The organism is Enterococcus mundtii, assembly GCF_002947535.1.
Lineage (GTDB): Bacteria > Bacillota > Bacilli > Lactobacillales > Enterococcaceae > Enterococcus_B > Enterococcus_B mundtii_B.
Genome location: NZ_PUAP01000030.1, coordinates 1 through 14805 on the forward strand (window position 1 = coordinate 1; position 14805 = coordinate 14805).

At 37.2% G+C, this 14805-nt stretch carries 15 protein-coding genes and 1 riboswitch; of the genes, 14 read left to right on the forward strand and 1 reads right to left on the reverse strand.

Annotated elements, in window-relative coordinates:
* The first annotated feature begins 696 nt into the window (after positions 1-696).
* The 10 genes from amaP to CUS89_RS10015 all read left to right on the forward strand — a co-directional run bounded on the left by amaP (position 697) and on the right by CUS89_RS10015 (position 9773).
* Positions 697-1263 (forward strand): alkaline shock response membrane anchor protein AmaP, encoded by a 567-nt coding sequence (amaP, locus tag CUS89_RS09970; RefSeq protein ID WP_019724484.1) that lies wholly within the window; start codon positions 697-699, stop codon positions 1261-1263.
* 12 nt (positions 1264-1275) lie between these two features.
* On the forward strand, positions 1276-1464 hold the full coding sequence (locus tag CUS89_RS09975) for a DUF2273 domain-containing protein (RefSeq protein ID WP_065096371.1): 189 nt from the start codon (positions 1276-1278) through the stop codon (positions 1462-1464).
* A gap of 12 nt (positions 1465-1476) precedes the next feature.
* Positions 1477-2031, forward strand: a complete 555-nt coding sequence (locus CUS89_RS09980; RefSeq protein ID WP_019724584.1) for an Asp23/Gls24 family envelope stress response protein — start codon at positions 1477-1479, stop codon at positions 2029-2031.
* 34 nt (positions 2032-2065) lie between these two features.
* The gene (locus CUS89_RS09985) at positions 2066-2308 is read left to right on the forward strand and encodes a GlsB/YeaQ/YmgE family stress response membrane protein (RefSeq protein WP_010735387.1); all 243 of its coding nucleotides are present in this window, start codon (positions 2066-2068) and stop codon (positions 2306-2308) included.
* 551 nt (positions 2309-2859) lie between these two features.
* Entirely contained in the window at positions 2860-3930 is a 1071-nt protein-coding gene (locus CUS89_RS09990; protein WP_104872008.1) for an ABC transporter ATP-binding protein, read from the forward strand.
* The gene (locus tag CUS89_RS09995; protein WP_104872009.1) at positions 3930-4817 is read left to right on the forward strand and encodes a carbohydrate ABC transporter permease; all 888 of its coding nucleotides are present in this window, start codon (positions 3930-3932) and stop codon (positions 4815-4817) included. Before CUS89_RS09990 ends, CUS89_RS09995 begins: the two co-directional genes overlap by 1 nt.
* On the forward strand, positions 4814-5632 hold the full coding sequence (locus CUS89_RS10000) for a carbohydrate ABC transporter permease (protein WP_065096374.1): 819 nt from the start codon (positions 4814-4816) through the stop codon (positions 5630-5632). Before CUS89_RS09995 ends, CUS89_RS10000 begins: the two co-directional genes overlap by 4 nt.
* On the forward strand, positions 5616-6896 hold the full coding sequence (locus CUS89_RS10005) for an MBL fold metallo-hydrolase (protein ID WP_104872010.1): 1281 nt from the start codon (positions 5616-5618) through the stop codon (positions 6894-6896). Before CUS89_RS10000 ends, CUS89_RS10005 begins: the two co-directional genes overlap by 17 nt.
* A gap of 17 nt (positions 6897-6913) precedes the next feature.
* The gene (locus CUS89_RS10010) at positions 6914-8197 is read left to right on the forward strand and encodes an ABC transporter substrate-binding protein (protein ID WP_104872011.1); all 1284 of its coding nucleotides are present in this window, start codon (positions 6914-6916) and stop codon (positions 8195-8197) included.
* 22 nt (positions 8198-8219) lie between these two features.
* A complete protein-coding gene (locus CUS89_RS10015) occupies positions 8220-9773 on the forward strand; it encodes a bifunctional metallophosphatase/5'-nucleotidase (protein ID WP_104872012.1) in 1554 nt (517 codons plus the stop codon).
* Positions 9774-9852: 79 nt separating this feature from the next.
* Here the strand turns inward: CUS89_RS10015 and CUS89_RS10020 are convergent, their stop codons facing one another.
* On the reverse strand, positions 9853-10620 hold the full coding sequence (locus CUS89_RS10020; RefSeq protein ID WP_019724575.1) for an ankyrin repeat domain-containing protein: 768 nt from the start codon (positions 10618-10620) through the stop codon (positions 9853-9855).
* Between the two features lie 437 nt (positions 10621-11057).
* Between CUS89_RS10020 and CUS89_RS10025 the strand changes: the two genes are divergently transcribed.
* From CUS89_RS10025 to CUS89_RS10035, 4 genes are all read left to right on the forward strand, one after another.
* On the forward strand, positions 11058-12401 hold the full coding sequence (locus CUS89_RS10025) for a lytic polysaccharide monooxygenase (RefSeq protein ID WP_104872013.1): 1344 nt from the start codon (positions 11058-11060) through the stop codon (positions 12399-12401).
* 149 nt (positions 12402-12550) lie between these two features.
* Positions 12551-13165: a flavin reductase family protein gene (locus CUS89_RS10030; protein ID WP_104872014.1), complete on the forward strand. Its 615-nt coding sequence runs from the start codon at positions 12551-12553 to the stop codon at positions 13163-13165.
* Between the two features lie 164 nt (positions 13166-13329).
* Positions 13330-13496: riboswitch (M-box (ykoK) riboswitch) on the forward strand.
* Between the two features lie 106 nt (positions 13497-13602).
* Positions 13603-13752, forward strand: coding sequence for a hypothetical protein (locus CUS89_RS16105; RefSeq protein ID WP_019724453.1), 150 nt, complete (start codon positions 13603-13605; stop codon positions 13750-13752).
* Between the two features lie 63 nt (positions 13753-13815).
* On the forward strand, positions 13816-14697 hold the full coding sequence (locus CUS89_RS10035; RefSeq protein ID WP_104872015.1) for an LCP family protein: 882 nt from the start codon (positions 13816-13818) through the stop codon (positions 14695-14697).
* Positions 14698-14805 lie beyond the last annotated feature (108 nt).

A 14805-nucleotide genomic window follows, 5' to 3' on the forward strand; every position in this document is an offset into this window, starting at 1 on the left:
AAATAAAACAGCGATTTAGAAAAAATCTAAATCGCTGTTTTATTTTTTTGATGTACATTCCAATTTATTTCTTTCGATAATTTTGTAGTAGGAGAACGAATAAAAAGAAAAACAACGATTCCCACAACGTAGTTGTCCAACTAAATTCTTTTGACACCCCAAAAAATAGATTGCCAGCATTGGAAACAATCAAGTAAATAATCGTTATTATAAATGCGTATATGGATTTTTTTAACATGTGACACCTCTTTCTAAGAATAATAGCTTAACTAAATCAAATGACTATTATTCTAACATTTTCCTTCAACTTATTATAAAATACTTTAATGCTTTTTGAAAAGGGTATCATCCTTTATAATAAAAGATTAAAACATTTAGTTCGAAAATGGAAAACTATAGTTGCTAGTTATGTTTTGTCATTTATATTTTTTATTTTGTAATATAAATGAGCATTATCTTTGCAATTTTTAATCTTGTATACTATTCTTGTAGTATAGCCAGCAAGAAACAATGGAAGTTATATAATAATTGTTTCTGTTATTTAAGATTTCTGTGAGGGAAGAAGTACCAAAGTTATTTTGAGCCTACACTTTTTGGTAGCGCTTACCAAGAAAAGGTATTTTGCAGTTTCCTCAAGGGATGGACTTGTTGGTCAAGTGTTTAAAACAGAAAAATAAGATAATTAGGAGGTGGAAAATGAATAAGGGGGTAAAGATCATCGGTGTAATTGTAAGCATAGTATTACTTTCAGTACTTTTGGTCATCGCTCTAGTTAATGCACCATATGTCTTACCTGAACAATTGGAACGTTTTCGCTTTTTTACGATAACAAATTATTATATGCAACAATATATTTTCTGGGCTGCTGTCGTATTTGCAATTGTTGTCGTTCTCATCTTATTATTTGTTCTTTTCTATCCAAAATCGAAAGGAACTTTCGTATTAAAGCACAAAGATGGAAAATTGACGTTGGATAAAAAAGCAATTGAAGGACTTACTCGTTCATATTTACATGAAGAAGAGTTCATTCAATCACCAAAAGTCAAAGTACGATCAACAAAACAGAAAATCAATATTCATGTAAAAGGCGATCTAAAACGTACTTCTTCTCTGATTGGCAAAACAGAAATGTTGATGCAAGAAGTCAGAGATCAAGTAGCCAATGTCCTTGGTTCAGAACAAGAGATCAAAGTAGCTGTCAATTACAGTAGTTATCAAGAAGAAAAAGAACATGAAGACAACCAGCACTCACGAGTAGAATAGGAGGGCACACAAATGAAAGAATTCTTTTCACTATATAAGCTCCCTATTATCTTTGGGGGTCTTGGCTTACTATTAGCCGTTTTATGGTTAACAGTTGGATTTTTCAAAACTCTTTTAATATTGATCATGACCGCTATTGGTGTGGGTATTGGTTTTTATTTAAAAGAAACAAGATTATTAGATGAATATTTCAAATCATAGGAGGAATTTAATATGGAAAACAAAGATTTCAAAAACGTGAACACTACTACAGGTACAAATCCAGTTGCTGATACTGCAGCAAAAGGTGAATTGACTTATGAAGACAAAGTCATTCAAAAAATCATTGGTTACGCATTGAAAGACGTTGACGGTTTGTTGACTCTTGACGGTGGATTTTTCTCAAACATTGCTGAAAAATTAGTTAACACAGATAACGTAACTGCTGGAATCAATGCAGAAGTTGGTAAAAAACAAGTAGCTGTTGATTTAGATGTAGTTGTTGAATATGGAAAAGATATCGAAAACATTTACGATCAAATCAAAGAATTGATCAGCACAGAAGTAAATGAAATGACTCATCTTGATGTTATCGAAGTAAATGTAAATGTTGTTGACATCAAAACTCAAGCAGAATACGAAAAAGATCAAGAAACAGTTCAAGATAAAGTAACTGATGCAGCAAAATCAACTGGTCAGTTTGCTTCAAAACAAACTGACAAAGCAAAATCAGCTGTTGGTAAAGGTGCGCAAAAAGTAAAAGAAAACAATGAACCACGCGTACAATAAACTTAATTTTTTAGAATTTTAGGAGGAAATAATCATGGGATTTATTTGGTCATTAATCGTTGGTGGTATTATCGGAGCAATTGCAGGAGCAATCACAAATAAAGGATCTTCAATGGGCATCATTGCGAATGTAATCGCAGGTCTAGTTGGATCAGCTATTGGTCAAGCACTATTAGGTACTTGGGGTCCAGTGATTGGTGGAATGGCAATCGTACCATCACTTATCGGAGCAATCATTTTAGTATTGATCGTTTCATTCTTTGCACGTAAACTTTAAGCAAAGTGTGCTTTCTCAAATCATAGTATTTGAGAGAAAGAAACAGATGGACTGAACAATTTAACCGACCACAGAGAGTAGTAATACATACTCTTTGTGATCGGTTTATTTTTTTACATATTTCCCAAGAACGATCATTCTTTTTTCATTATGTTTTCTAGCTGTCACCTAAGTAGTATACTATATAAATAATATGTAAACTAAAGTTTTTTTGATATTAAAAAAATAACTAAATGTTTTATTTATAGCAACTTTGAATGTTTAACTGATAGACAAGTGTTATTTCTAGTCTTGGTGTTGAATTTTGCTATAGATAAAGCTTTTTTTCTTTGTTATCCTTTTATTGAAATATTACATAAAATGGTTTCGCTTGCTCTATTTTATAACACTTATTCAATGTTCTATGGAACAAAAACAAATAAACAAGTAGTTAAGAATATTTTCAAGATATTTACAAATAATATATGTAATCTAAATATTCGAACGTTAAGATGAAGATATGAAAGAAAACAACTGTCATAAAAAATATAAGGAAGAGTGGAGGGTCACTTATGATTGAGGTGATCGGATTACAGAAAACTTTTGATAATGGCTTTGAAGCATTGAAAAAAGTTGATTTTTCGATAAAAAAAGGAGAACTTGTTTGTCTTTTAGGCCCTAGTGGCTGTGGTAAATCGACGATGTTGAACCTCATCGCAGGGCTGTTACAGCCTACAGATGGAGATATTCGTTTTAATGGAGAATCGATCATCAAAACGGAACCAAAAGACCGAAATATCGGATTTGTTTTTCAAAATTACGCTTTGTACCCACACATGACTGTCTTAGAGAATATTATGTTTCCTTTGTTAGTTGGAGATAACAAAAAGAAAAAAGCCGAGGCAAAAGTCATTGCTGAGAAATATATGGAATTAACGAATATCCAAGAGTTGCAGAATAAGAAACCTGGAACTTTATCTGGTGGGCAACAGCAACGTGTAGCGATTACAAGAGCATTAGTGCAAGAACCAGAAGTCTTATTATTGGATGAACCTTTAAGTAATCTAGATGCTCGACTACGCTTGAAGATTCGCGAAGAAATTCGAAGGTTAGTGAAGGAAGTCGGGATCACGACGATTTTTGTCACCCATGATCAAGAAGAAGCTCTATCGATCAGTGACAAAATCATCTTATTGGAAGATGGTAAGATACAACAAGAAGATGATCCTCAAAATCTCTATTTAGAGCCAGAAAATTTATTCGTTGCAAAATTCATCGGTAATCCGATCATTAATTTTTTACCAATCGAAGTCATCAATGATAGGGTCAAACATGCGTCGTTTGACTTACCGCTCAGTCGTTTTCTTGATCAGCGTTTCAAAGAATTGATGACAGATGGAAAATACTACTTAGGTATACGTCCGGAAGATATCTTACCAAGTGATAGGGGTCCTTTGAAAGGGAATATTCAAAGTGTTGAGTTGATTGGTCGAGAACGAATTTTACACTTTGAACTTGCTGGGGAACGAATAAAGTCGATCGTGCGTGTAGAAAATGAAATCAGTGAAGGAACTGTGATCACTTTTGACTTGGCCTATCATAAAGTGTTCATATTCCGCCTTGATGGAGAGAGGATCTATTGATGGGAAAGAAAAATTATAACTCTGAAAATCAACTAAAAGCTTGGTATTTTTTACTTCCAGCCTTACTTGCAATTTTCGTATTCAATATCTATCCGCTTTTTCGTGCTTTTTTTATGAGTTTTCAAAAAGGGACATTGATCAATCCTCGCTTTGCAGGATTTGAGAATTACCAACGTTTGTTTAGTGATCCAGTATTTTTTCGCGCGTTGAAAAATACTGCGTTCTACAGTTTCACCGTCGTACCGATTGCTTTGATCCTTTCACTAGGGATTGCGTGGGTGATTTTTGAAAAAGTAAAGTATAAATCATTTTTTGAAGCGATTTTTTTTATGCCTTATGTTACGAGTACGATTGCGATCGGTATTGTTTTTCGCTATTTTTTCAACGGGTCATACGGGCTCATCAATTATTTACTCGAGTTCGTTGGGCTTCCACGAGTGAACTGGTTAGATAGTGTTTCAATGAGTATGCCCACTTTGATCATCTTTGGTATTTGGACAAGTCTAGCTTTCAATATCATCATATTATTAGCGGGATTACGTAATATCGAGAAAGAGCATTACAAGATCGCGAAGATGTTTGGTGCAAATGAATGGGAGATTTTTGTGAAGATCACACTACCACAATTGCTGCCTACACTTACGTTTCTCCTAACAGTCAATCTGATTGGCGCGTTTAAAATCTATACGCAAGTCTACGCACTATTGGGGGGTCAAGCAGGGATTGCTAAAAGTGCGATGACCGCAGTGTTTTACATTTATGATAAGTTCCATGTTGCAGGTAGACCAGGTCTAGCTATGGCAGCGACGCTTGTTTTATTCTTACTTATTCTGAGTATTACTTTCTTCCAACAATTGATTTTGAAGAAGGTGGGGAGACCAAGATGAAAAAAATGGTTACGTTGCTCTCACTTTTATTTTTGACAATACTAGGAATCATTACTGTGTTTCCATTTATCTATATGATACTCGGTGGATTGATGACGTATCGAGAAGCAACAAGTATTCCACCAACTGTCTTACCTGAATCTTTTCAATGGGTGAATTATTTCTCAGTATTCGAAAAAGCGCCATTTGTCCAGTATTTCATCAACACGGCATTTGTATCATTAGTGACTACATTGGCAACAGTCATCACTTCACTGTTTGCAGCGTTTGCTTTAGCAACATTGGAATTTCGCTACAAGAAAATCGTGATGCTAGGATTGATTTCATTGTTGATGATTCCTTACGAGTCGATCATTTTTACGAACTATAATACGATTGCACGTTTAGGCTTGTTGAACTCTTATACTGCTTTGATCTTGCCGTTTTTGACGAGTATTTTTTATATTTATTATTTGACTAATTACTTGAAAAGTATTTCGCGTTCTTTTTATCAAGCAGCTAAGATCGATGGAGCTTCTGATATGGAATATATCAAAAAGATCCTTATTCCTATGTCCAAGCCAGCACTGGTAACAGTGGGGATTTTGACCTTCATTTCGAGTTGGAACTCCTTTTTATGGCCGTTATTGGTCACTAATGACAAAAGATTTCGATTATTGAACAATGGCTTGTCAGCATTTACCAGCGAAAGTGGCAGTGACGTTCACTTACAATTAGCAGCGGCCACCTTGACTGTATTACCAATCGTGCTTATTTACTTTATTTTTAGAAAAGAAATCATCCGAGGAGTGGCAAAAAATGGGATCAAAGGCTAATCAAAAAACCAGCATTACCTTTCACAGTGGGCTCTTGACGATTGGTGGAACAGTCATTGAAGTTGCTTACGGCGACGATAGAATCTTTTTTGACTTTGGGACAGAATATCATCCTGAGATCAAATTGCCAAACGAAGAACTGTCGACTTTACTAGATGTGGGATTTATTCCAGCAATCGACATTTATGACCCGCGATTGACCACGAACAAGAAGGAATCTAATTTTGTAAATACCGCAGTATTCTTATCGCATGTTCACTTGGACCATACAAAAATGATCAATTATCTTGATCCAGAGATCTCCTTATATACATTGGAGCCGACCAAAAATTTATTGGAGAGCTTAAATCGTAACGGGACATTCTTGTTGCCTTCACCTTATATAGAAGGAAATACACGAACGATCAAAACGATTGCCCCTTGTCAGGATCTTCGCATCGGCGAATTGATGATTCGTTTGTTTCCTGTGGATCATGATGCATATGGTGCAGCAGCCTTTCTTATCGAGACGCCAACTGCCTTGATTGCTTATTCTGGTGACCTTCGGCTACATGGATTTGATCGCCATTTAACAGAGGAATTCTGTGAAGCGGCACAGAAAGTCGATGTATTGATGCTGGAAGGAGTGAGTATTAGTTTCCCAGAGAACGAGAAGAAAAATGAGACATCACCAGACAGCGAACGAGCGTTAACGGAGCAACTGGTCAAGTTGATCCAAGAAAACGAGAATCGTCAATTGACTTTCAATTTTTATCCAGCGAACATCAAACGCTGGGAAGCTTTGATCGATGCTTCCCCACGACGAGTAGTTGTCGAAGCAGAAATGGCTTTGCTTTTACAAGAAGTCGCTAAACGAGAGGTTCCTTATTACTACGCTGAGAAGAAAGAGCGGATCGGTACATTAGACCCCCAACTTGAGTATTCTTACGAAACTTTATTAGCAGATTCAACGGATTATTTCTGGCAATTTGTTGGTGAAGTTGATTCATTACAAAAAGGAGGTCTGTATATACACAGTGATGCCCAACCATTAGGCGAGTTTGATCCACAGTACGCGATTTTTAGAGGAGCTTTTGAAAAACAACAAGTGGAATTTAAGCAGTTATCATTATCAGGTCATGCAAAACCAGCGGATCTAGCAGAAATCATCGATCGGATAAAACCTGCTACGTTGGTCCCCATCCATACATTAAAACCTGAAAGTATGCACAATCCATATGGAAGCAGAGTATTAGTAAAAAGAGGCGAAACCATTCAACTATAATTGGAGGAATATGTAAAATGAAATGGACAACTATTAGTAAGTTTTTGGTAGCATCAGCAGCTGTAATGACTTTAGGCGCTTGTGGGAACAATGGCTCGAATGCCTCTTCATCTGGTGAAGAAATCGTCACTGATCTAACAGAAGAGACGACGATCACTTTTTGGCACGCAATGAATGGTGCGCAAGAAACAGCGTTACAAAAAATGACCGATGATTTTGTCAAAGCAAACCCAAATATCAAAGTCGAATTACAAAATCAAGCCCAATATTCTGATCTACAAGCAAAGATCAATGCTACTCTTCCATCAGCAGGAGATCTTCCAACAATCACTCAGGCCTATCCTGGTTGGTTATATAACGCAGCTCAAGATGAGATGCTCGTCGATCTACAACCTTTGATCGATAATGACACGATTGGTTGGCAAGACCAAGAAGAGATTCGTAGCTCTTTGATGGATGGCGCCAAGATCGATGATGTCCAGTATGGTATTCCTTTTAATAAATCGACTGAAATGCTCTTTTATAACAAAGATATGTTGGAAAAATATGATGTCGCTGTGCCTACGACATTAGATGAACTAAAAGAAGCATCAAAAACGATTTATGAAGCAACGAATGGCGAAGTAGTAGGAGCCGGATTCGATTCTTTGAACAACTATTATACGATCGGTATGCAAAACAAAGGGGTCGAATTTGATAAAGAGACAGATTTGACAAGCGACAAATCAAAAGAATTGATCAACTACTACGCGGAGGGTGTCAAAGATGGCTACTTCCGGATCGCGGGATCGGACAACTATTTATCTGGTCCGTTTGCCAATCAAAAGGTAGCCATGTTTATTGGATCGATTGCAGGGGAAGGCTATGTGAAGAAAGATACGGAAGGTGTATTTACCTATGATGTTGCTCCACGCCCTGAAAAAATCAATCTACAACAAGGAACGGATCTCTACATGTTCAGTAGTGCCACACCAGAAGAACGGACAGCTGCATTTTTATATATGAAATTCTTATCTGAGCCAGAAAACCAATTGTATTGGGCAACCATGACTGGTTACATGCCGACGATCGAATCAGTATTAGAAAGTAATGACTACAAAAATTCATCAGAAACAAAAGTACCTCAACAGTTAGAAGAGGCAACGAAAGAATTGTTCTCGATACCAGTTGTGGAGAATAGTGACAATGCGTTCAACGAAATGCGTACGATCATGGAAAATGTATTAGCTAATACCGACAAAGATACGGATCAATTGATCACAGATTCAGTACCCCAGTTAGAAGATGCTTGGAATCAATAAAACCAACTGAGAGGACGAAATAATGGAAGTAACAATCCTTGCAACAAGTGATATGCACGGTTACGTTCTGCCAACAAATTATGCCAGTGACTTAGAACAACCATTTGGTGTAGCAAAAGTAGCCGGAAAACTGAATGAATTAAGAAAGGCAGCAACTGGTCCGGTATTCATGATTGAGAACGGTGACTTTATCCAAGGTTCGCCATTAAGTTATTTTGTTGCAAAACAACCGGAATATTCTGTCTCGACTTTAACCAAACTCCTAAATGTTATGAACTATGATGTTGGTGTGTTAGGGAACCATGAATTCAACTATGGCTGGTCATACTTGAATGAGGCAATCCAATCCTATAATTTCCCGATAGTCGTAGCCAATATGTTGAGGAAGAATCAACAGGAATCGGTTTTACCTCCGTATCAGATCATTGAGAAACAAGGGATCAAAGTGGCTGTTTTGGGACTAGTGACTCAGTATATCCCAAACTGGGAAAACCCTGAAACAATCAAGGATCTTCATTTTGTTTCGGCTGTTGAAACCGCCAAAAAATACGTGCCATTATTACGTGAGTTAGCAGACTTAGTGGTGGTCGCATACCATGGTGGCTTTGAAAAAGATTTAGCAACAAACGAACCGACTGAAGCATTGACTGGTGAAAATGAAGGCAGTCGATTGTTACAAGAAGTACCTGGGATCGATGCGTTAGTCACAGGGCACCAACATCGTGAGCTTGCTGAAGTCGTTAATGGTGTACCTGTGATCCAGCCAGGGTATCGTGGGGCTTTTGTAGGAGCAATCAAACTAACTGTCAAAAAACAAGATAACGAGTTTATCGTCTTAGATCATTCATGTAAACTTTGTCCAACGAAAGAGGCTTCTCCAGATCCTATCGTTCTTGAACAAGTTGCCCCGGTTTCAAAAGCATTAGATGTGTGGCTGGACCAACCAGTGGGAGAAGTACTGGGCGATTTAAGGATTATTGATCCTATGGCAGCTAGGGTCAATGAACATCCGTATATTGAATTGATCAATCGAATACAGATGGATGCGACTGGGGCAGAGATTTCAGGAACAGCTTTATTCAATAATGAAGTGACTGGATTCCCACAATCTGTCAGTATGCGTCATATTCTTACGAATTATATTTACCCGAATACACTGGCTGTTGTACGTGTGACTGGACAAGAGCTGAAAGCAGCGCTCGAACAAACGGCTGGTTACTTAACGGCAACCGATGAAGGAATTACGTTTGACCAAAAGTATATCCAGCCCAAACCTCAATATTATAATTATGATATGTATGAAGGAATCAATTACACGATCGATTTAAACCAACCAATCGGGCACCGCGTGACACGCTTTGAAAAAGAAGGGGAACCGATTCCCTTAGATAAGCCACTAGAAGTGGTGATCAATCAATATCGAGCAGTAGGCGGTGGAAATTATAAGATGTTTTCAGCGGAGAAGATCGTTAAAGAATGTCCGATCGATATGACAGAATTGATTGCCGAATATTTCAAACGAAAAAAAGTAATTGAAGCAAAAGTGGATCATAATTTCATTGTGATTGGAAAATAAAACGAATAATAGCATGAAATATCTCCTTCGAATGAGTGTACATCGCTTTCGGAGGAGATTTTCAGCATTTATATGCATGTTAAGATTTAGTCAGTTGTGCCAATAACTCAGTATAGCCTAGTTCTCTTGCGTAATCTTCCGCGGTTTTTCCTTGATTGTCACGTAACGTTTTGTCTGCCCCATGATTCAACAGTTCTTGAACGATTTGTTGATAGATTTCAGATCCATCTCGTAAGGCAACTGCTTCGATCAATGCGGTATAACCATAATTATTTTGATGATCGATGTCCACACGTGCGTCGGTTAATAGAAGTTTCACATTATCTAAATGGCCTTTTTCAGCTGCTGGAATCAAAGCATTACCACCAAAACGATTGACGATTTCTTGATTTGGTTCACGATGTTCCAACATATAAGATAGAATCTCTGTTTTCCCTTGTGCTCCAGCATAAAGGTAAGGGCTGTCTTGGATCATATCTTGGATGTCGATTGACGCACCGTGGTCAATCAGAAGTTTGGCGATCTCGACAAAATCATGATGTGTGGCAATTAGTAAAGGTGTTTCGCCTTTGTCATTTTGTTCATCGATTGAATACTCTGTTTGTAAAATATCCTCAACTTTCTTTCGATCGTTGGCTTCAACTGCGGCTAATAAACTGCCAGATGGGTAACTCACAAGCGATTCCTCCGTTTCTTCGATTAAATGATCGGTTTGTTCAGTGGTTGTTTGTTCGACAGTAGAACTATTACTTTTCGTTTGTTCAGGAATAGGCATCTGCTGTGGCTCTTCACAACCCGTTATTAAAAACAATGAAACTGCAAAGGGCACGATCAGCCAAGCTCTCATAAATACGACCCCCTTTCTATCATCATATGATGAAGCAATCAATACCGCAAATGAATGAGCTTACACTAGTAAAAGAATAAGGAATCGGTTGTTATTACACTTGAAGTTATAGTTTTTTTATAAAAAAGAAATAACGGTAATTAATTAATTCTAATCCTGCAAATTTATAATAAAAAAATTAAGAATAAAAAATGATATTTTTTTAAAAAAAGTTCAATACTAGGGTGCATCCATAAAATATTGTTTACACAACATTTTGTACGGTACTTTAACAAATTTTTCGTGTTTTTTTATTACCTTGCTTGCGGTAATTGCTGGTTAGATTTAATCTTATCTGTCTGTTATTCTTAATTTAAGATAACAAAAGCAAATACATAATATACATTTTTTCGAAAAGTTGATGTTATCTATATTAATCGTTAATTACGGAGGGAAACATGAAAAAACAAATTTTAGGAACCATTTTATGCTCAAGTATTTTATTTGGAGCAAGTCTAGCTATTGGTGGGAATGAAGCATCTGCACATGGATACGTGCAATCACCGATCAGTCGTGGATATCAAGGACATTTAGACAGAAATTCAAACTGGACTGCTGCTTTTCAAAAATATGGAGCGGTTATCAACGAACCTCAATCTTTAGAAGCATTAAAAGGATACCCACAAGCTGGACCAGCCGATGGACAAATCGCATCAGCAGGTGGTTCACTTGGTGATTTCAACCTTGATCAACAAACTTCATCACTTTGGACAAAACAATCGATCGATCAAGGAGCAAACTTATTTACATGGCGCTATACTGTCGGACACGCGACGACAAAATGGCATTATTATATGACGAAAGCAGATTGGAATCCAAACGATAAATTAGAACGTTCTGATTTTGAATTGATCGGTACGATCAACCATAATGGAACACCAGCATCAACGACACCACACGCAATCAACGTACCGAATGATCGTTTAGGCTACCATGTGATTTTAGCAGTATGGGATGTAGCAGACACGGCTAATGCCTTCTACAATGTGATCGATGTAGACGTGAAAGGTGATTCAGCTATTCCTGTGAAACCTCAAGCGCCTCAAAATGTACGTACTGAAAATGTAACTGCTTCTTCTGTAGAATTAGCATGGAATGGCCAAGCCAATACTGTATCCTATAACGTTTACCGTGACGGTGAATTAGTTGGCAATACAAATGATCCAGAATTTAAAGATGCAGGACTAAATGAAGAAACAACATACAATTATGAGATCGAAGCAGTTAGCCAAGCTGGACTGACATCTGATAAAACATCAATTTCAGTTACAACTAGAGCTTCAATTGCTGAAGAAAAACCAACTGCTCCTAAAAACTTACATTCAATGGGTGAAACGACTTCAAGCGTGTCATTGATGTGGGGAGCTTCAACCCATACACAAGGTATCAAACAATATGATATCTATCGCAATGGTCAGTTAGTTGCTTCAACGCCATCTACTAGTTACACAGATGAAAACTTAGCTTCTGGCACAACATACTCATACGTGGTACGTGCAATCAGTACAACAGACGAAGTTTCAGATGCAAGTAACACTTTATCAGTGACAACGAAACAAGATGAAACAATCGAAGGAATCCGTGAATGGAAAGTAGGTTCAATGGCTTCACCAGAACGTTATTCTATTAATGAAGAAGTAAGACACAATGGAAGAATCTATATCACTATTGTTCCACATTTCAACTTTGGAGATGTTACTTGGGCACCTGACCAAGCACCAACATTATTCCGCTTGAAGTAATCAAATTCACACTCAGTGCATTTAACTGCACTGGGTGTTTTTTTGTGAACAAAAATTGCAGTAAGAACGTTTAGTTGACAATGAAGGAGATTGTCCGATACCATGACTATCATCAGGAATGATCATTCAACCAGAAAGTAGGAAAGCAAATGTTCAAACGAGTACCTTCAGAGTTAACAGAAAGAGAAAATTATAAACTATTGATTGGCTCAGTTATCCCTCGCCCTGTGGCAGTGGTTGCGACAAGGTCTTCAAAAGGAGTGACCAATGTAGCACCATTTAGTTACTTTAATATCGTCAGTTCCAATCCGCCGATACTTTCTTTAGCTATCCAAAGAAAAAACGGGGAATGGAAAGATACGGCAAAAAATCTTCTCGAAACAAAAGAAGCCGTGATCCATGTTCTAGACGAAAGAATACTTGTAGATGCGAATCAGACAGCTGCTAGCCTATCCAGTGAGGAAAGTGAATTGACCTTGACTTCTTTCACCGTTTCCGAATCAGATACAATCGATGTTCCAAGGATCAATGAAGCTAGTATTGCTTTTGAGACCACACTCTATCAACATGTACCAATCAAAAAAGGCGAAGAAACAACAGCTGATTTATTTTTATTAGAAATAGCTGCTTATCAGATGAGTGAAAGTGTCTACGATGAACAAACAGGCTACATCGATCCTAAAAGTTTACAGCCAATCAGTCGCTTAGCTGGAAACGACTATGGGAAGCTTGGGGAGATTATTTCAATGTTACGCCCGAAATAATTACACAGTGGACGAACTCGTTTTCTAAAGACAAAAGAAGTTTCCTTGCTTGTCATCAAGTCTTAAAATTTATTAAGTAAAGTTTAATTTAGTTATTTTATTCTTTTTTTTATTGATTATCGATTCGAAGAGGAATAAGATGGATTTTGTAAAAATCAAATAAGTACTAACCTTGTTAGGTGAGGCTCCTATACAAACATAGGCTATTGCCCAGAAACGTCGAAAGACGCCAATGGGTCAAACAGGAATTGTCGGATTAAGGCTTTTTCAAATAGCTAAGAATGCGTTCTTTACGTTGTATAGTGCTAAAACTCGGACGATGAGATGATGCCAGGTCAGAAATCTTGTTCGAAAAGGTTTCTGACCTTTTCTTATGCTTTCTATTCCTTTTTACCTCGCTTTACCTAACTTGTGTCTGGATGAGAAAGGGGGATGCGTTGGAAAAGCTATTTGATTTTATCACTAGAGGTATTCCTATCATTACAAAGAATGCCGAACGAAATAAACGAGATGGACGAACAAAAAAGGTCGACGAGTTGCAGCTCAATCGACCCAAAGACATGAAAGAGAATAAACTCTTTACTTGACTCATCATAATAGACAAAGGTCCTCGTTTCAAGTAGAAGAGTTTGAAAGGAAGGATCAACTGAATGAAACCATTTCAAAAAATCGTATTAAGTATCTTGTTAGTGCTTGCGATGGTCATTGGCTTTTTTTCTTTTGAATTTATCCAAGGATTCTCATCTGTTAAGCAATCTGCAACAGTTGAGAAAGTCAATGCACAAGATGTCCCAACGATCATCAACGTGGCATTGATTGGTTCTGATGCACGATCAAAAGAAGAAAATGGCCGTTCTGATTCTTTGATGGTTGCCCAATATGATCAAAAGACGAAACAAGCAAAATTGATCTCTATCATGAGAGATTCTTATGTCTCAATTCCTGATCATGGAATGAATAAGATCAATGCTGCTTATTCTTATGGTGGTATCGACTTATTGGACCAAACATTACAAGATAATTTCAAGTTAGAGACCCCTTACTATGCAAGCATTACTTTTCAAGATTTTATTGATTGTATCGATGAATTGTTTCCGGATGGTGTGACGATCGATGCAGAAAAAGATTTGGATTTAGATGGGGTAGATATCAAAAAAGGAGAACAAACGATGGATGGAAATACCTTGCTTCAATATGCGCGCTTTCGTGAAGATGAAGAAGGTGATTTTGGACGTATCCGCAGACAACAGCAAGTGGTGGAGGCGGTGGCTAGTCAACTGAAAGATGTCACATCGATCGTTAAATTACCCAAAGCAATTGGAAAACTTTTAGGAAGTATCCAAACAAACCTACCGGAAAGTGTTCTGTTAGATTGTGGTTTAGATTTTCTAAAAGAGGACAAGAAAATCGATACATTGTCAGTGCCAGTTGATAAAAGCTGGGACTTCAACGATGATACACCCGCTGGTAGCGTCTTGGAACTCGACTTAGATAAAAATCAGCAAGCGATACACGATTTTTTGGACAAATAACCATCTAATCCTATTGATAAACCAGTTCCTAAAACGAACTGGTTTATTTTGATTAAAAAAAAGTTAACATAAGAACAGTACTGATTAAGAATCATTTGGGCTGCTGTT